The sequence below is a fragment of the Geoglobus sp. genome, from assembly GCF_054018175.1.
The window spans coordinates 1-16714 of the sequence record NZ_JBPLZQ010000071.1 but is presented as its reverse complement, the minus strand read 5'-3'; the positions used below and the strand labels follow the sequence as shown (position 1 = coordinate 16714).

Sequence of the window (16714 nt, the reverse complement as noted above, 5' to 3'; positions counted from 1 at the left end):
CAAATTTTATACACCTGTGCCAAAGGTTATGACTGAAATTCCGAAAGGCGTGGACAGGGTAAAGCTCAGGTTCTGGATAGCTGAAGGAATGGGGAAGGGAGCTGTTCAAAAAGCTTGCACCGGATGCACTTAAATCGGGGAATGGATTTGGACCCGGAAAGAGCACCCGGAGAATTTGATATCACAAGAGGCGAAGTGTGGTCTGAAATCAAAAAGAGGTACACTGAAGAAGGCGTGATCGAGTAAGGATTGTTGTGGACAGCAACATCCTCTTCTCGATTGTCGTTTCAGGAGAGAGCTCGAAGGCATATGAAGTGATAAGAAACCATGACCTTATTCTCACAGCAGAATGAGAGTGCCTGATGTCCTACTTAGTTCTTCACACAATCACAAACCTCCTCATGTGCTCAGGGACAAAGCGTTCCGCGTCAATTCCACATGCTTTGCTGAACTGGTAGACCATCACATAGCCTGCAAGGTGGAATGGGGCTTCCCTTATCTCCACATCTCGCTCCATGCTCGCCAGGCATGGGTATGCGCACTGATGCTGGTGAATCTCCTTCCAGAACTCCCTAACATCGGAGATTTCGTAACCCCTCATTCTCCTCGCGACATAGTAAGCGTTCCCGCAGGGGTCGCTTCGCACCACCTCAACTCTCTCAATAGCATTCCCGTCCATCTCGACCCTGAACTCAGGCCTGCCGAAACCCAAGCCGGCCAGTGGAGTGTTTGAGACACAGAACGGTTTTGGAGCGTAGAAGTCAATTCCCGCGTCCTCGCACTTCCTCCTGACCTGCTCTCTCAGACCCACGCTGAGCCACGCCGGATGCTCAACCGGAGCGATTATGCACTTCACGTTCGCAATTGCAGGCAGTTCAGCCATTATGTCCGGATGGAGGTTTATGGCCACAAGCACATCGCACTCGACTCTTCCAACGATCTCCTCGGGATCCTCTATGTAGACCCCATATGCAGAGGGGTCGTTGAACTCCTTAGCAAGGGTTATCTGCTCCGAAAAGTCGTAGGTCTTGCAGTGATCGCATTCATCAATCCCGCACGCTCCGAAGTGAGGGCAGCTGTCAGGATACGCCAGGTTCGAAACGAAGCGCCTTCCGAACTCTCCAGAGTATAGGATGCCTATCTCCATTCCGCTCAAAACTCGCCCACGTGGTTTATCTGCCCTTCGATTTTTCGTCATCTGCGGTTTTCGCAAATCCCGACGGAAGCTTCCTGAACAAACCCCCGTGACCGGCTATTATGTACTCTGCCAGACTCTCTATTCTCCCTATGCTCCTGATAGCTTCATCTTCGGATTGAAAGTCCTGATTGTACTTCCAGAGCTTTCCGGTAGCGTAGTAGCTCTCCGATACGATTGCGTCTCCTGCGACTGCGATTTTAACCTCTCCAATCCCAACCACCTGACCACCGTGGCCCGACCTTTCAGAGTACCTCAGTCTTTCGGTTTCGAGTATCAGGGAGGCATGATCGGAGGTGTGTCCGGGAGTGAGGACTGCCATCACACCTTCTGTCACACGTTTACCGTCCTTAACCCCCGTAAAATCCAGGCCGTATTTCTCAACGGCGGGTTTTGAGGTCACAACTTCGCTTTCCGCAAAAAGCCCGAGGTTTCCGTAGTGATCCCGGTGCCAGTGTGTTATGAACACAATGTCTATGTCCTCTGGCCTCAAACCAAAGCTTCTGAGCGAGCACACAAGAGCTCTTTCGTTCCTTTTTAGGTTATCATCACTCAGATTATGCTCGAAATCGAATCCCGTGTCCACAAGCACTCTTGCATCGGACTCTATCAGCGTTACCGTAGACCCGCCGCCCAGCCCGGAGAGCTTTTTCAGTGCTGCGTTTTTTGCATATGGCTCTTCGAAAGGTTCCAGAGTTGCAGTTCCCCGCTTTACAATCGCTACCCTCCTTACAGGCATGCGCGTTCATCTGTCAGGACGTGTTAAAGGTTTATTCAGCATGAAGGCTGCGAAGAGCCCGCCATGACCAATCCCATTCCTGGAGTAATCCCTTCCACAGGGGGGGCAGGTTGTGTGACTACAGCCCTGAAAGCCCTGAAGTTCGATGCTGCCGGTTTCATGCCGTGCTGAAGCGGGGGCCACCTCTCACCCCACTCTACGAAACCTTTAAAAAACCACATCATCGAACACTTGTTCGATGAGGGTTGTGGAGTTTGCTGCGGTAATACTGGCGATGCTCGTTCCGTTTGCTGCGATAAAAACGAGTGATCTATCCACATACATGTACTGGACCGCTGTGGTATCAGCATATCTAATATACACGGCCTACAGGAGGTGGGAAGTTGAATAGCTTCACGGTCGCAATACTGCTTTACGCCGTTGCAGGAACTGCGATAGCCTTCTACGCGAGGAAATACGGAATCAAGGGTGATGAGGACTACTACATAGCTGGCAGAAACGTTGGAGGACTCGTTTCGGCTTTAACCTACGCCGCAACGACGTACTCGGCGTTCATGATGGTCGGGCTTGTAGGGCTGAGCTATGCTACCGGTGTTGGAGCCTACGGCTTCGAGATGTTCTACCTGATCGGTACGTTAATGCTCCTCTCGTATTACGCTCCAAAGATATGGAGGATGTCGAGAAAGTTCGGGGCGATCTCACCGGCAGAACTAATAGGAAAGAGGTTTGGGACTGGCACGGCTATAGCTGTTGCTCTGATCTCACTGATTGCCCTGATCCCCTACACGTCCAGCCAGCTCATTGGAGTTTCCCTTGTTATGGAGAAGCTTTCGGGAATTGATTTCAACCTGGCGATAGCGATCTCAGCCTTGCTCATCGCGCTATGGGCGTTCATCGGAGGGTTGAGGGGAGTTGCCTGGACTGATGCGGTGCAGGGGCTGATAATGCTCACCGCAGCCGTCCTGGCCCTGGCTTACGTTTACAGCATGAACCCGGACTTCGTGACCGAGACCTCGAAGCTTGGAGAGCTCATGCATGTTCCAAACAGAATATGGACTCCGGAGCTGTTCATCAAGCTCACCGTTCCCTGGTTCTTCTTCGCCCTGACAAACCCCCAGGTCTTCCAGAGGCTGTTCATACCGAAAGACGAGAGAGCCCTGAAGAGGATGGTGGTGTACTTCGGTCTATTCGGACTCCTTTACACTGTGATGGTGACGCTGATCGGCCTGATGCTGAGGGTCATGGCAGAGAACGGACAGTTTCCGGTGATCAAGGACAGAGATCTTGTGACTCCAACAATGCTATCAATTCTGCCGTCGTGGCTCTCGCTGCTGGTCGGGATAAGCATCCTCTCTGCTGCGATAACCACGGCCAACTCCATAATACTGAGCCTCTCCTCGATGGTTTCGAGGGACATAGCGAGGAACCAGCTTGCCGGCAGGGTTGCCATAGTCGTTCTGACTCTGACGGTCGCGATATTCTCCTCAACGAGGCCAGCGTACATTGTTGAACTCGCGGTGATGTCCTCAACACTCCTGCTTTCCACGCTGCCCCTCGTCATTGCACTGATCCACACCGAGTACAGAAGGGGTTTGGAGGCGGTAATAGCGGGGTTCGCGACCGGAATTGTGCTGAGCTACATGAAGTACCCCTTCACGGGAGTTGCGGTGCTTGCCGTCGGGTTTGCAACGCTGATTGCGGCCAACACGATAAAAAGAGAGAATGGAACCTAATTTTTAATTTTAAATCACGCCGTTCCTCTTTAACTCCTCGAGCCTCGACTTCCCGTAGCCGAGGTACTTCTTGTATATGAACTCGTTGTCATCTCCAACGGGCTTGCAGAGCCACTTTATCCTACCTGGAGTTTTCTCGTGCTTTGGAGCTATTCCCTGGACTGCAAGCTCCCCGTAGTATGGATCCTTGACCTTCATCAGCGCTCCTCTCATCCACCAGTTCTCGACCTCAAAGCTCTCCTTTGGCGTGAGGAGCTCTCCCGCAACAGCAGTTCCCTCTCCCTTGTACTCGAGTGTCGCCTGAATCAGCTCCTCGGTCGTCATGTTCTCGGTAACCTTCTCAAGCTCCTTCAGAGCTTTGGGCCAGTTTTCAGGTGTGAGCCTCTCCTTTATCGTCGGGTACTTGTCTATCAGATCCTCCCTGCCCAGTATTGTGCACAAGGCCTTCCAGTTGGGATCGCTGAAGCCGGCTATGAAGGCCATGCCGTCCTTAACCTTTATGAGAGTGTACGGGAACACGGCAGGATCGAAGTTCGCAACCCTGTTGATGGTGTCTCTGAAGGTGTGGTAGTACTGCACGTAGTAGTTCTGCACCTTCGCCATCGCCTCAGCCTCGGAAACATCTATGAACTGTCCTTTTCCTGAGATCGTCCTCCAGAACAGTGCGACCATTATTCCGAATGCTGCGAAGCCTCCTCCAACATACCATCCCATCCACGGCCCCATCCTCGTTGGCACCCTTGTGTGCTCCGGATAGTCCTCGTACTCCTCCGGAATTCCTGTCGTCCAGGTTATCCCACCCATCGCCTGGTTGATCACGTCGTAGTCAGGTATGCCGCTGTTCGCCTTGCTGCCGAAGTGCCCGTACGAGTAGATTGCGGTGTAGATCAGTCCGGGGTTTATCTTGCTCAGCTGCCTGTAGCCTATGCCGAGGGAGTCCATGTACCCTGGCTTGAAGGTCTCGATGACGACATCTGCCTTTTCTGCAAGCTCCCTGAATATCTCTCTTCCCTCCTCGCTCTCAAGATTGAGAGTGATGTGGAACTTGTTCCTGCCCTCCACGATGTACGCAAGTCCCGTGTCCTTAATCTTCAATCCGTAAGGCGTCATCTTCCTGGCTATGTCTCCCCCGGGCGGTTCTATCCTTATCACCTCTGCCCCGAACTCAGCGAGCAGGGAGGAGGCAAACAGCCCGGCGAAGTTTCCGTAGCTTAAATCGAGCACGAGAACATCGTCAAGTGCCTCAGGCTTGTCCTTCGCGTTGAGGACGTTGCAGTTCTCCCTCGCCCACTCAACCCAGTCACTCATCAACTTTCACCTCCGGGAAGAACAGGCCAGACTTTCCGTCCCAGTCGTCTGGGGGACAGGTTCTCGGAATCTCCCTGCTGTACTTCCCTATGACCCCCTTCTTGTAGAGCTCCCTGAGCTCATCTATGCTCAGCCCGAGCAGCCTTATGAACACATACTCGTTGTCGAAGCCAAGGGGTCTTGCGGTCCACTTTATCCTCCCGGGACTCTCGCTGAGCTTTGGAACGGGCGCTACCTCAGCAAGCTCTCCCCACAGCGGATCCTCATACTTCCACACCGCCTTTCTCTCGTTCCAGTGCTCGTCCTCGTACTGATCCTTGGCGCTCATGACCTTCACAGCCGCAAACCCGTGCTTTTCTGCGAGCTTCTCAATCTCCCCGACAGTCATCTCCTTCGCCCACTCGTGTATGGCCCTGTAGATGACCTCCTGATTTTCGGGCTTCTGCCTCTCCTCAATGTCCGCATACCTCTCATACAGATCGTATCGGTGCATCGCCTCGCACAGCCCCCTGAACTCCTCATCCCTGAATGCCGCGATCGCTACGTAGCCATCCTTCACCCTGACTATGTCTGAAGGGACAATTGCCACATCCCTGTTGCCAGTCCTTTCCCTGTTTTTCCCGGTCAGGAACACGTACAGCCACGTCCAGTCCATATTCCTCACGAGGTTCTCGGCCTGCGAGAGGTCTATGTACTGACCCTTCCCCGTCTTCTGCCTGTAGTACAGAGCGACCATCACAGCGAAGGCACCAATTAAAGCGCCGTAGTAGTCACCAATCCAGTCCCCAACCTTAAGCGGCATTGCCTCCTTGAAGCCCGTGGTCTCCATCAGTCCCGAGGTGGCCTGCGCAACGGCATCGTAGCTCGGCCTTACAGTGAATGGTCCCCACTGGCCGAAGCCTGACATGCTGATGTAAACCAGCCCGGGGTTTATCTCGCTCAGCTGCCTGTAGCCGAGGCCCCACCTGTCTGTCGTTCCAGGCCTGAAGTTTTCCACAAGCACGTCAGCCTTCTTGACGAGCTTGTACATCAGCTCCTTGCCCTCGGGAGTCCTCAGGTCTATGGAGACGTGGTACTTGCTGTTGTTCGCAGCCTCAAACCCCAATGCGAGGTTCTTGTAGAACTTCGCGAAGGGTGTGAGCGCTCTCATTGTGTCTCCAATTCCGGGAAGCTCCACCTTTATAACCTCTGCTCCAAATTCTGCAAGATACGTTGGAAGCATTGGTCCGAGGACCAGGGTGCCTATCTCCACAACTCTGATCCCCTTCAGCGGCTCCGGCTTTTCGAAAATTCTGTCAGGATTGAGAATCTCTCTGACATACTCCGTGTACGGCAGATCCTCAAGATCTCTAACCTCTCGACTGTCTGACATAAAATCACCCCGCTAAGACCTATTTTTCCGTATTTAACATGACAAATGGGTGATATAAAAAACTTACTATTTACGGTAACTTCAACCCGCCGTTGCTCCGTTCAGAAAGGATTTTATCAATGACACTCAGGTCTTCAAGAAAAGGATATTTTCTCCTGCACTCCGCCACCTCGTTCAGGTCTATCTTGGCAAAAATCAGTTCCTGCAGATCCCCGGCTTCGTTGAGGACTCTGCCACACGGATCAATTATCGCCGACTGGCCGCTGTACTTCTTCTCAGGATCAACGCAGTTCGCTGCGAGAACGAATACCTGGTTCTCCACCGCCCTCGCCCTTATCAGCGTTTTCCAGTGCTCTATCCTGCTGGCAGGGAATTCGGCAGGAATTGCCAGCACCTCTGCCCCATCTCTGACGAGCTTTCTCGCCATCTCGGGAAACCTGACCTCGTAGCAGACCAGCACTCCCACCCTCCCGAAGGGGGTTTCGAACACCTTCAGCTCACTTCCGGGGGTGAAGTATTTTCTCTCGTCAGTCAGGGGGAACGGTAGGATCTTCCTGTACTTTCCGATTATCTCTCCCCTGTGCAGCAGGCATACGCTGTTGTAGAGCTTTCCGCTATCCCTCTCAACCACTCCTGCAATAACCAGAATGTCCTTCCTCTCAGAAAGCTTCAGAATCGTGTCGAGCTCCTCCTCAGCGCTGCCAACCGATGAATAGTTCTCCGGGAAAAGTCCTGTGTTCGAAGCTTCTGGGAGCACGACAATCTTCGCGTCGACCTGAATCGCCCTCTTGACGAGGCTCAACGCCTTGGACTTGTTGGTCTCCACGTCCCTCACTATCCTCTGCTGCCCGCACGCAGCGACGACCTCAGTCAAGGTAGTCCACCACCAGCCCCTCTTTCGTTATCTCCAGCCTCCCATCGCTCCTGTCTATGCAGTGCCCCCACTCAAGGATCTTGAGGTGGTACTCCAGCTGCCTCCTATCGAGTCCAAGAATTTCCCCGATCTCGGCCTCGCTCTTACCTTCCTTTACGAGCCTGAGTATCTTCCTCCTCAAAGGACTGCTCACGGCAATCTGGTACCTCTTGTGGTACTCCCTGCTCTTCTCCAATGTGTCGCTGTACCTGCTCCAGCTCTCCTTCATAGCTCCACCGGCTCGTAATCCCCTTCCTGAACCGCAAGGATGATCAGGTAAAGCAGGTAGCTGAGCTTGTTGAACCACTCCACGAGGGTGTAGTCCACGATCCCGTTCCTGTAAAGGGAGACTATCCTTCTCTCCGCCCTCCTCACGACACTCCTCGCCACGCTCAGAACCGCGGAGACCTCGTCCCTCTCGAGGATTATGAAGCTCCTCGGAAACTCGACGCTCCTCTCCATTTCCCGGACGATCTCGAGCAGCTCATCAAGGTCAGATTTCGTTATCCTTTCGTCGCCACCAACAACCTGCGACCCCGCGCGGAACATGTTCACCTGAATGTCGTGGAGTATCCTCTTCAGGTTTTCATCCCCAATCTTGGTCTTCGCGAGACCTATGAACGCGTTTGCTTCATCTATGGCTCCCACTGCCTCTATCCTGAGGTCATCCTTGCTGACGAGTTCCAGATTGAAGAGGTGGGTTTTGTCTGACGTCTTCAACGACATCCCACCCTCAGGAGCCGATCAACGATCTCCTCGGCAGAGGTGTGTGGATCCTTCTCACCCCTGACGACCCTCTCCACGTAGTCCCTGAAGTCTATTCTCTCATTTCTGCTGAGTATCTGCTTGATCTCGTCCATTATGAGGTCAAATAGCTCCCTGCTCAGTCTCCTGACTCTCCTCTCGGTCAACTTCCCGGACTTCTTCAGATATTCGAAGTGGTCCTCGATTGCCCTCACCAGCTCGTCTATGCCCTCACCCCTGTCAGCCACGGTCGTGATTATTGGCGGTACCCAGTCCGCGGACTTCTTCATCCTCTCGAAGATCTCCCCGCTCTGAACGGCAAGCTCATCTGCGTGTGTGGTCTTGCTCAGAATCTCGACAGCCTACTGGTCCATCATGATCATGGACTTCAGCCACTTCACCGTCTTCTCCGCGCCACCGAGATCAGCCTTGTTCACCACGTAGATGTCGCCGATCTCGAGGATGCCGGCCTTGTTTATCTGAATCTCATCACCCATCTCGGGCATCATGACGACAATGCTCGTGTCTGCCACCTCGACTATGTCCACCTCGCTCTGCCCAGCACCAACGGTCTCCACGAGAATCACGTCGAAGCCGAACGCGTCGAGGAGCCTTATCACGTCTCCAGTCTTGGCCGCAAGCCCACCGGCCTTTCCCCGAGAGCTCATGCTCCTGAAGAACACACCCGGGTCGAGCCAGAGGTTTCTGTTTACATCGAGCCCCTCCATCCTGAGCCTGTCTCCCAGCAACGCTCCGCCCGTAAATGGCGATCCGGGGTCAACGGCAACTACGCCCACGGTCTTGCCCATCTCCCTGAACTTCTGCACGAGCTTGCTGACAGTCGTGGACTTTCCGACACCCGGAAATCCGGTTATTCCGACGACGTGTGCCTTCCCTGTTCTGCTGAAGATTCTCTTCATTATCTCCTTGCCCTCAGAGTACTCGTTCTCCACGTATGTTATCGCCCTCGCCAGGGCTCTCCTGTTGCCTTCCTCTATGCCCCTGACAATCTCGTCAACGTTCATGCTTTCGCCTTCTCCTTCAGCCCCTTCTTCTCGGGAACTCTCTCCCTTATGAAGTCCACGATCTTCTCTATTGGCGTTCCGGGGATGAAGACCTCGTCAACGCCCATCTCCTTGAGCTTCTGGATGTCGTCCTCAGGCACGATTCCACCCACAAGAATCACCATCTCGCTCAGATCTCCGCCATACTCCTCGATATACTTCATCACCTTTGGCACCAGGGTCATGTGCGCCCCGCTGTGCAGGGAAATGCCAACCACATCCACATCCTCCTGCACGGCAGCCATCGCCACTTCCTGCGGGGTGCGGTGAAGGCCGGTGTAGATGACCTCAAATCCAGCATCCCTCAAGAACCTCGCAACCACCTTCGCACCCCTGTCGTGACCATCAAGTCCGACCTTGGCAACGAGAACCCTGATCTTCCTGTCCAACTCCACCACCTCCAGGCAGATTAGATGATGATTGGCTTTCTGTATGTGCCGTAAACTTCCTTCAGGGTGCCCATAATCTCTCCAACCGTGGCGTACGACTTCACGGCCTGCAGAATTGCCGGCATTATGTTCTCGTCGTTTTCAGCCGCACTCCTCAGCCACTCGAGCGCCTCCTTCACGGCCTCGTTATCCCTCTCGGCCTTTATCCTCCTGAGTCTCTCGATCTGCCTCCTCTGCACCTCTTCGTCCACCTTCAGTATCGGGATGTTGAGCTCCTCCTCTATGGTGAACCTGTTTACGCCAACTATCACCCTCCTGCCCTCCTCGACGTCCCTCTGGTACTCTGCAGCAGCTCTGCTGATCTCCTTGACGAAGAATCCGTCCTCTATGCCCTTGAGCACTCCCCTGAGCATGCTTCCCTCTCCCATCTTCCTGATCTGCTCGATGTACTTCCAGGCGAGCTTCTCCATCTTGTCCGTGAGCCACTCAACGTAGTACGAGCCTGCGAGGGGGTCTATTGTGTCGGGAATCCCGCTCTCGTAGGCTATGATCTGCTGCGTCCTGAGAGCCACCCTCACTGCCTCCTCGCTCGGCAGTGCCCACGCCTCATCGAAGCTGTTGGTGTGCAGGCTCTGCGTGCCTCCCAAAACGGCCGCCATTGCCTGGATTGTCGTTCTCACGATGTTGTTCAGGGGCTGCTGGGCCGTAAGACTGCAGCCTGCCGTTTGAGTGTGGAACTTGAGCCACCAGGAGCGGGGGTTCTTTGCCCCGTACTCCTCCCTCATTATCTTGGCCCACATCCTCCTTGCAGCCCTGAACTTGGCTATCTCCTCAAAGAAGTTGTTGTGGGAGTTGAAGAAGAAGCTGAGCTGGGGAGCAAGCCTGTCTATGTCTATTCCCCTCTCGATTGCGGCCTCAACGTATGCCATTCCGTCTGCTATTGTGAAGGCAAGCTCCTGAACGGCCGTTGAGCCCGCTTCTCTGATGTGGTAGCCAGAGATGCTTATGAGGTTGAACTTAGGCACATTCTCGACACCCCATTCGAATATGTCGGTGATGATCTTGACAGACGGTTCTGGAGGAAGGACGAGAGTGTTCTGGGCGTGAAACTCCTTAAGCATGTCGTTCTGGATCGTACCGCGAAGCTGCTCCCTCGGCACGCCCTGAAGGTCGCCTATGGCCACATACATCGCCAGAATTATCGCTGCAGGAGGGTTTATAGTGAAGGACGTGGAGACCTTGTCGAGAGGAATCCCGTCGAATAGGATTTCGAAATCCTTGAGGGTGTCAACCGCAACGCCCACCTTTCCGACCTCTCCCTCCGCTAAGGGATCGTCGCTGTCAATCCCCATCAGGGTGGGGAAGTCGAAGGCAGTGCTCAATCCCGTCTGACCCTCCCTGAGGAGCATCTTCCACCTCGCGTTTGTGTCTTCAGCCGTTCCAAAGCCAGAGAACTGCCTCATAGTCCAGAGCCTTCCGCGGTACATTGTAGGGTACACTCCCCTTGTGTACGGGTATTCCCCGGGATAGCCTATGTCCCTAAGGTAGTCCAGGTGAGCGACATCGGCAGGGTCATAAACCCTCTTGACCTTGATTCCGGAGAGGGTTTCGAACATCTCGTCCCTCTCGCCAAACCTCTCGAGGTAGGGGTTGAGGCACGTTCTCTCCCACTCCTCCCTCTTCCTCCTCACTTCCTCGATCTTCTTCTCATCCTCCATAATACCACCCCATCATCGTGAAAAAGAAATCAGAACTTGCCAATCAGCCCTTTGGCTATGGTGTTGAGCTGCACCTCCTTAGTTCCCTCGTAGATCTCGGTGATCTTCGCGTCTCTGTAGAACCTCTCCACGTCGTTTTCGGCAACGTAGCCATATACTCCGTGCATCTGAATTGCCTCATCGCAGACCTGTACTGCGAGCTTGCCTGCAAGGTACTTCGCCATGCTCGTGAGCGTGGGGTCTATCCCGTGCTTATCGTAGTTCCAAGCTGCCTTGTAGATGAGAAGTCTCGTCGCCTCGATCATCGTACCGAGGTGTGCGATTCTGTGCTGGAGAGCCTGAAACGCACCGATGGGCTGTCCGAACTGCTTCCTCTGCTTAACGTAGTCGAGAGTTCTGTCAAACGCACCCTGAGCGATTCCGAGGGCCTGGGCTGCAATCTCAATCCTGCTCTCGTCGAAGAACTCGAGAACCTGGTAGAACCCGCGGTTGAGCTGACCGATTACGTCGTCCTCACTCACCCTGACGTTCTTGAAGACGACTTCAGCGGTTGGAGATGACCTTATCCCAAACTTCCCGTCGATCTTGTTTGTCTCAAGCCCCTCCGCATCCTTCCTGACGAGGAAGGTCGTGAAACCGCGGTATCTCGGCTGGGCGTTTGGATCTGTGACTGCGAGAACCACGTAGTAGTCCGCTATCGTCCCGTTGGTTATGAAGGTCTTGGAGCCGTTTATCACCCACTCGTCCCCGTCCTTCTCGGCCCTCGTCTTTATTGCTGTGAGGTCGCTCCCCGCCTCGGGCTCGGTGTAGCAGCCGGCAGTTATGGCCTTTCCGCCAGCAACCTTAGGCAGGACCTCTTCTTTCTGCGCCTCACTGCCAAACCTCATTATCACCTCAGAGGAGAAGTCCGACAGGATGATCGCGCTGCCAATCGTGCTGTCGGCCCTGCAGAACTCCTCAACTATTAGTATGTTCTCCAGGATCCCCATTCCCGCCCCGCCATACTCTTCGGGGAAATGCACACCGATGAAGCCGAGCTCGCATGCCTTCTTCCACAGATCAAACGGAAATTCCTCCTTCTGATCGTAGTACCTTCCCCTCTCGGCTGTAAATTCATTCTGGGCAAACTCCCTCGCAGCCTTCTGAATGTCCTTCTGATCCTGAGTGAGCTCGAATTCCATTCACAACACCTCCAGTTAATGTCAAGTTTTGCCCGCAATAAGTTTAAATTGTTTTCGTAATTTGTCAGAATTAATACTAATCAGCGCCCAAAACCCCAGAAAAAGGAAAAGAATTTTATTTTAGCCGGCGAAAAATAAAGTCACATGAAGGTATTCATCCTGTCAGGAGGGAAGGGCACGAGGCTCTTCCCGATAAGCAGGGAGAAGTACCCAAAGCAGTACCTGAAGCTCTTCAACTCGGAATCTCTTTTCCAGATGGCTGCGGAGAGGGCAAAACAGATAGGGGACGAGGTCGCGGTAATAACGAACGACGAGCAGAAATTCATAGTTCGGGATCAGCTCGACGAGATTGGTGTTGACGCTGAGATCCTCGTAGAGCCGGAGTCGAAGAACACGTTTCCAGCCATAGTTTACGCGTCACTTCACGCTGACGACACGTTCCTCGTCATTCCCTCGGATCACTTCATCAGAGGCGACCTGACCGGACACGTCAGAAGAGCTGAAAAGCATGCGGACGAGTTCATAATAACCTTCGGAGTGAGGCCCACGAAGCCCCACACAGGGTACGGATACATAAAACCTGGAGAAAGGGTCGGAAATGTTTTCAGGGTCGAGAGGTTCACGGAGAAGCCTGACGCCGAGACCGCCAAGAAGTTTGTTGCTGAGGGCTACCTCTGGAACAGCGGAATGTTCCTGATGAGCGTCGAAACGCTGATGGAGGAGGTTGAGAAATTTTATCCCGGACTGTACGGGACTTTCGAGCGTGACGTCAGGGAGGGGTACAGGAGGTGCCCTGAAACCAGTTTCGACTACGCGGTAATGGAGAAGACTGACAGAGCTGGAGTGGTCGAGCTCGACATCCTCTGGAGCGACCTCGGGAGCTTCGACTCGCTCTACGAGGTGATGGAGAAGGACGAGAACGGAAACGCTGTGAGGGGGGAATTCATCTCGCTCGACTCGAGAAACAACTTAGTGCTGGCTGACAGGCTTGTCTCGGCTGTTGGCGTTGAAGACCTGCTGGTTGTTGACACGAGGGATGTGCTCCTCATCTCTAAGCGCGGAGAGGGAGAGAGGGTTAGGGAGATCGTCAGGACCCTAAGGACGAGGGGAGATGAGAGGGCTGAGGTTCACACGATCGTCCACAGACCATGGGGGAGATACGTTCTGCTCGAGAAGGGTGAGAGCTACTGGATAAAGAGGATCGTCGTGAAACCGGGAGAGAAGCTGAGCCTCCAGAGGCACATGCACAGGAGCGAGCACTGGATAGTCATCAGGGGAATGGCGAGGGTCACGAGGGATGGAGAGGAATACTTTTTAAGGCCGGGCGAAAGTACGTTTGTTCCCTCCGGAGTGAAGCACAGGCTCGAAAATCCAGGAAGGATTCCGCTGGAAATGATCGAGGTCGCTATTGGGGACTACCTGAGTGAGGATGATATTGAGAGGTTTGACGATGAGTACGGAAGAGGTTGAGGTGGAGTGTCCGGTCTGTAAGAAGACCCACAGACTCGAGAAAAGGGTGGATGTTTTTTACTGCAGAAAGGCAACGCTCGTGCTCCTGAACGACAGGCACGGGTGGAGACTGATGGAGGTAAAGGAGATAAGCGAGAGGCAGGACAGGGAGCTCGACAGGTTGTGGGGTAGTGATGATGAAGGGTGAGGTTGGCAGGATTTTTGGAGAGACCTCGGCTTTCGAGTTCGAGTTCGTCATCTTCAACCCGAGAGACGTGAAGAGAGGGGACTACGTGAAGGTGTGGAACGACGTCGAGGGGTGGATCGTGGCCTACGTAACCGACGTCAGGGCAAAATCGGACGTTAGCGGAGAGGACGTTCTGAAGGGTAGAAACGTCGAGGCGGAGATCTACGTGGCGAAGGCGAGCGTTATAGGTAAGAGGGAGAACGGCGTGCTCAAAGCACCGAGGACACCATTCGTCCCAGGAGAAAAGGTGTTTCTCGCCGAAGAGAGCCTCGTCGCAGAAGTCCTCGGGATGAGTGAGGATGGAGCGTACCTCGGGCTGCTGGGTGATACCTCCATAAAGGTCAGGCTCGACGTTAACAGCCTCGTGCAGAAACATGTCTGCATTCTCGCGAAAACGGGCGGAGGTAAGAGTTACACGGCGGGCGTGATAATAGAGGAGCTCATAGAAAAGGGAGTTCCCCTGCTGATCATTGATCCTCACGGCGAATACGCGTCGCTAAAACACCCCAACGACGTCAGAGAGGAGCTGGAGAGGATGGAGGAGTTCGGCATCAGGCCGAAGGGCTACTCAAACATAAGGGTCTACGTACCCCCCGGCTCCCCGTTCGCTGACCGGGCGGATGGGGTGATCTATCTGGACGGCAGAAATCTGGACGCCGAGGAGATAATAGAGCTGGGGAACATAACCAGTCCGTCCGCACAGGCCCTACTGTATCAGGTTATAAGGGAGCTGGATGACTACACTCTCGAGGACATAATGGACAGGGTCGAGGAGATGAAGAACAGCAGCAAGTCAGTTTTGCTTGGAGCCCTGACAAAGATCCAGAAGTCGGGCCTGTTTTCAGATGACCCCACTCCGCTTGAAATACTCCTCCAGAGGGGGAGAGCGGTCATCCTGGACATGCGCGGTGTTGATCCGGCGTACCAGGATCTCATAGTCGCGAGGATATGCGGGAAGCTGTTCGAGATGAGAAAGAGGGAGGAGATCCCGCCGGGAATGATAGTCATAGAGGAGGCTCACAACTTCATCCCGGAGAGGGGGTTTGGAAAGGCAGTATCCACCCAGATTCTGAGGACGATAGCGAGTGAGGGCAGAAAGTTCGGTCTGGGTCTGATGGTCATCAGCCAGAGGCCTGCGAGGGTTGATAAGAACGTGATAAGCCAGTGCAACACCCAGATAATACTCCGCCTCACCAACCCCAACGACATAAACGCGGTCAGAAAGGGTGTTGAGGGTCTCACTGCCGAGATGGTCGAGGACATAAAGCGCCTACCCCCTGGAAATGCGGTGATTGTCAGCCCGGAGCTCGAGAGGCCGGTGATAGTCAGAATAAGAGTCAGGAAGAGCAGGCACGGACATGCGGTCGAAATATTTGTGGAAAAGAAGGCCGGAAAGAGAGGAAGCAAAAGCAGAAGAGACGTTGAGAGGAAGGAGAAAAGGGACGGTGGTTTCCTGAAGAAGATTTTTGGTGGTTGATATGCCGGACTATCTTGTCGTTCTGCAGGGGGCGTGGGTCGTTAGGAAGGCCAGGAGCGTTGGAGATGCGATGAACATAGCCGTTGCCGAGGCTGGAAAGAGGCTCAGCCCTGACCTGGACTTCGTGGAGATAGACGTTGGAGACACCGAGTGCCCAAAATGCCAGGCGCCGCTTAAAAGCGTGTTCATGGTCGCAGGCATGGCTCTCGTGGGGCTGATCTTCGAGATGAAGGTCTTCAACGCGCAGAACGAGGAGCACGCGGCGAAGATAGCGAAGTACGAGATAGGCAGGAGACTCCAGAGGGTTCCGCTGGAGGTGATAGAGGTCAGGAGGATTTAGCCCCTGATGACCGCGACATGATTGCAATGCAGCACGTTCACAGTTTTTCCAGTTTTCCATTTTGCCGAATCAGGTCTTTCGCCCGTGCTCTGATGAGGGACCCAAAACATCCCGCAGTCTGACGTTTGAAATGGAAAGAACTACAAAATAATTAAAGTGGACTCGCCGGGATTTGAACCCGGGGCCTCCGCATTGCGAATGCGGCGCTCTGCCTCTGAGCTACGAGCCCCCGTAGAGAGGGTGAGGTTTGTGATTATATATCTTACGTAAGAATGCGCACGACGATCAGGCTGACCTCGTAAAACAGCACCATCGGTACCCCAACCATCAGCTGGGTGAATACGTCAGGAGGCGTTACGATTGCTGCTACTGTGAAAAAGACCACATAAAAGTGCCTCCTGTAGTACCTGAAGGTTTCGAGGCTGGCTATCCCGTTTCTGACCAGCACATACATGAAGAGTGGCATCTGAAAAATCAGTCCAAAAACCGCGAGCATCATTACGATGAAGTTTATGAATTCCGCGAGAGAGTAGAAGGCCAGCACGCCCTGACTGCGGGCTGACTCGTAGAGGAACTGGAGGAAAAGCGGAAGCATGAGTGTGTAGCCGTAAGCAACGCCAGCCGTGAAGAGAATCACAGATATCACGCCGTAAATTACTGCCTGGCTTCTCGAAATCTGAAGGTTGGAGAACAGCTCAGTCCTGTCCCTGAGAGTTCTGTACGTGAGAACCGCGAGATACGGCAGGGCAACGACAAAGCCGAGAAGGAGAGAGATCTTCAGCTTGAGGATCATGCCCTCTAAGGGTGCCTGGTAAATCAGATTCGCACCTTCAGGAAGAAGATCT

The 16714-nt window shown here is 53.8% G+C and carries 17 protein-coding genes, 1 tRNA gene and 1 pseudogene; 6 read left to right on the top strand and 13 right to left on the bottom strand.

Features of this window, described 5'->3' with window-relative positions; genetic code table 11:
- Window positions 1-379 precede the first annotated feature (379 nt).
- Both ACXJJC_RS05885 and ACXJJC_RS05880 read right to left on the bottom strand, forming a co-directional pair.
- Complete coding sequence (locus ACXJJC_RS05885; RefSeq protein WP_456370144.1) at window positions 380-1147, bottom strand: DUF166 domain-containing protein; 768 nt, start codon at window positions 1145-1147, stop codon at window positions 380-382.
- A 25-nt stretch (window positions 1148-1172) separates the two neighbouring features.
- Complete coding sequence (locus tag ACXJJC_RS05880; RefSeq protein ID WP_456370143.1) at window positions 1173-1934, bottom strand: MBL fold metallo-hydrolase; 762 nt, start codon at window positions 1932-1934, stop codon at window positions 1173-1175.
- A 238-nt stretch (window positions 1935-2172) separates the two neighbouring features.
- Here ACXJJC_RS05880 and ACXJJC_RS05875 point away from each other — a divergent pair, with 238 nt between their 5' ends.
- Window positions 2173-2325 (top strand): hypothetical protein, encoded by a 153-nt coding sequence (locus ACXJJC_RS05875; protein WP_456370141.1) that lies wholly within the window; start codon window positions 2173-2175, stop codon window positions 2323-2325.
- Entirely contained in the window at window positions 2318-3667 is a 1350-nt protein-coding gene (locus ACXJJC_RS05870) for a sodium:solute symporter family protein (protein ID WP_456370139.1), read from the top strand. Before ACXJJC_RS05875 ends, ACXJJC_RS05870 begins: the two co-directional genes overlap by 8 nt.
- A gap of 9 nt (window positions 3668-3676) precedes the next feature.
- On the opposite strand, the gene ACXJJC_RS05865 is transcribed toward ACXJJC_RS05870, so the two are convergent.
- The 9 genes and pseudogenes from ACXJJC_RS05865 to ACXJJC_RS05825 all read right to left on the bottom strand — a co-directional run bounded on the left by ACXJJC_RS05865 (window position 3677) and on the right by ACXJJC_RS05825 (window position 12356).
- Window positions 3677-4975 carry a CaiB/BaiF CoA transferase family protein gene (locus tag ACXJJC_RS05865; protein WP_456370137.1) on the bottom strand — a complete coding sequence of 433 codons (1299 nt, stop codon included), beginning with the start codon at window positions 4973-4975 and terminating at the stop codon, window positions 3677-3679.
- A complete protein-coding gene (locus tag ACXJJC_RS05860; protein WP_456370135.1) occupies window positions 4968-6347 on the bottom strand; it encodes a CaiB/BaiF CoA transferase family protein in 1380 nt (459 codons plus the stop codon). Before ACXJJC_RS05860 ends, ACXJJC_RS05865 begins: the two co-directional genes overlap by 8 nt.
- A gap of 70 nt (window positions 6348-6417) precedes the next feature.
- Entirely contained in the window at window positions 6418-7221 is an 804-nt protein-coding gene (locus tag ACXJJC_RS05855) for a nitrilase-related carbon-nitrogen hydrolase (RefSeq protein ID WP_456370133.1), read from the bottom strand.
- Window positions 7214-7489, bottom strand: a complete 276-nt coding sequence (locus ACXJJC_RS05850) for a winged helix-turn-helix domain-containing protein (protein WP_456370131.1) — start codon at window positions 7487-7489, stop codon at window positions 7214-7216. Before ACXJJC_RS05850 ends, ACXJJC_RS05855 begins: the two co-directional genes overlap by 8 nt.
- Window positions 7486-7986, bottom strand: coding sequence for an ATP:cob(I)alamin adenosyltransferase (locus ACXJJC_RS05845; protein ID WP_456370129.1), 501 nt, complete (start codon window positions 7984-7986; stop codon window positions 7486-7488). Before ACXJJC_RS05845 ends, ACXJJC_RS05850 begins: the two co-directional genes overlap by 4 nt.
- Window positions 7977-9029 (bottom strand): annotated as a pseudogene (gene meaB / locus ACXJJC_RS05840) (methylmalonyl Co-A mutase-associated GTPase MeaB). The gene ACXJJC_RS05845 and the pseudogene meaB overlap by 10 nt, the downstream one beginning before the upstream one ends.
- Window positions 9026-9472, bottom strand: coding sequence for a cobalamin B12-binding domain-containing protein (locus ACXJJC_RS05835; protein WP_456370146.1), 447 nt, complete (start codon window positions 9470-9472; stop codon window positions 9026-9028). Before ACXJJC_RS05835 ends, meaB begins: the two are co-directional and overlap by 4 nt.
- Before the next feature lie 5 nt (window positions 9473-9477).
- The gene (locus tag ACXJJC_RS05830; RefSeq protein WP_456370127.1) at window positions 9478-11175 is read right to left on the bottom strand and encodes a methylmalonyl-CoA mutase family protein; all 1698 of its coding nucleotides are present in this window, start codon (window positions 11173-11175) and stop codon (window positions 9478-9480) included.
- Window positions 11176-11204: 29 nt separating this feature from the next.
- Window positions 11205-12356, bottom strand: a complete 1152-nt coding sequence (locus ACXJJC_RS05825; protein WP_456370120.1) for an acyl-CoA dehydrogenase family protein — start codon at window positions 12354-12356, stop codon at window positions 11205-11207.
- 144 nt (window positions 12357-12500) lie between these two features.
- On the opposite strand from ACXJJC_RS05825, the gene ACXJJC_RS05820 reads away from it, so the two are divergent.
- From ACXJJC_RS05820 to ACXJJC_RS05805, 4 genes are read left to right on the top strand one after another with little or no spacing between them, the layout of a single operon-like run.
- Entirely contained in the window at window positions 12501-13826 is a 1326-nt protein-coding gene (locus ACXJJC_RS05820) for a mannose-1-phosphate guanylyltransferase/mannose-6-phosphate isomerase (protein WP_456370081.1), read from the top strand.
- Window positions 13807-14013 carry a hypothetical protein gene (locus ACXJJC_RS05815; RefSeq protein ID WP_456370079.1) on the top strand — a complete coding sequence of 69 codons (207 nt, stop codon included), beginning with the start codon at window positions 13807-13809 and terminating at the stop codon, window positions 14011-14013. Before ACXJJC_RS05820 ends, ACXJJC_RS05815 begins: the two co-directional genes overlap by 20 nt.
- Window positions 14000-15529, top strand: coding sequence for a helicase HerA domain-containing protein (locus tag ACXJJC_RS05810; protein ID WP_456370078.1), 1530 nt, complete (start codon window positions 14000-14002; stop codon window positions 15527-15529). The genes ACXJJC_RS05815 and ACXJJC_RS05810 overlap by 14 nt, the downstream gene beginning before the upstream one ends.
- A gap of 1 nt (window position 15530) precedes the next feature.
- Entirely contained in the window at window positions 15531-15869 is a 339-nt protein-coding gene (locus tag ACXJJC_RS05805) for a DUF555 domain-containing protein (protein WP_456370145.1), read from the top strand.
- Window positions 15870-16026: 157 nt separating this feature from the next.
- Here the strand turns inward: ACXJJC_RS05805 and ACXJJC_RS05800 are convergent.
- Both ACXJJC_RS05800 and tatC read right to left on the bottom strand, forming a co-directional pair.
- Window positions 16027-16098, bottom strand: a tRNA-Ala gene (locus ACXJJC_RS05800).
- A 33-nt stretch (window positions 16099-16131) separates the two neighbouring features.
- A partial coding sequence (tatC, locus tag ACXJJC_RS05795) for a twin-arginine translocase subunit TatC (RefSeq protein ID WP_456370077.1) occupies window positions 16132-16714 on the bottom strand: 583 nt, incomplete at its 5' end.

Bases quoted from the DNA above. Each gene is read 5' to 3' on its own strand.
- ACXJJC_RS05820 (WP_456370081.1), top strand. From the start codon at position 12,501: ATGAAGGTATTCATCCTGTCAGGAGGGAAGGGCACGAGGCTCTTCCCG.
- ACXJJC_RS05885 (WP_456370144.1), bottom strand. From the start codon at position 1,147: ATGGAGATAGGCATCCTATACTCTGGAGAGTTCGGAAGGCGCTTCGTT.
- ACXJJC_RS05825 (WP_456370120.1), bottom strand. From the start codon at position 12,356: ATGGAATTCGAGCTCACTCAGGATCAGAAGGACATTCAGAAGGCTGCG.
- ACXJJC_RS05875 (WP_456370141.1), top strand. From the start codon at position 2,173: ATGAGGGTTGTGGAGTTTGCTGCGGTAATACTGGCGATGCTCGTTCCG.
- ACXJJC_RS05850 (WP_456370131.1), bottom strand. From the start codon at position 7,489: ATGAAGGAGAGCTGGAGCAGGTACAGCGACACATTGGAGAAGAGCAGG.
- ACXJJC_RS05860 (WP_456370135.1), bottom strand. From the start codon at position 6,347: ATGTCAGACAGTCGAGAGGTTAGAGATCTTGAGGATCTGCCGTACACG.
- ACXJJC_RS05815 (WP_456370079.1), top strand. From the start codon at position 13,807: ATGAGTACGGAAGAGGTTGAGGTGGAGTGTCCGGTCTGTAAGAAGACC.
- ACXJJC_RS05830 (WP_456370127.1), bottom strand. From the start codon at position 11,175: ATGGAGGATGAGAAGAAGATCGAGGAAGTGAGGAGGAAGAGGGAGGAG.
- ACXJJC_RS05880 (WP_456370143.1), bottom strand. From the start codon at position 1,934: ATGCCTGTAAGGAGGGTAGCGATTGTAAAGCGGGGAACTGCAACTCTG.
- ACXJJC_RS05845 (WP_456370129.1), bottom strand. From the start codon at position 7,986: ATGTCGTTGAAGACGTCAGACAAAACCCACCTCTTCAATCTGGAACTC.
- ACXJJC_RS05805 (WP_456370145.1), top strand. From the start codon at position 15,531: ATGCCGGACTATCTTGTCGTTCTGCAGGGGGCGTGGGTCGTTAGGAAG.
- ACXJJC_RS05865 (WP_456370137.1), bottom strand. From the start codon at position 4,975: ATGAGTGACTGGGTTGAGTGGGCGAGGGAGAACTGCAACGTCCTCAAC.
- ACXJJC_RS05810 (WP_456370078.1), top strand. From the start codon at position 14,000: ATGATGAAGGGTGAGGTTGGCAGGATTTTTGGAGAGACCTCGGCTTTC.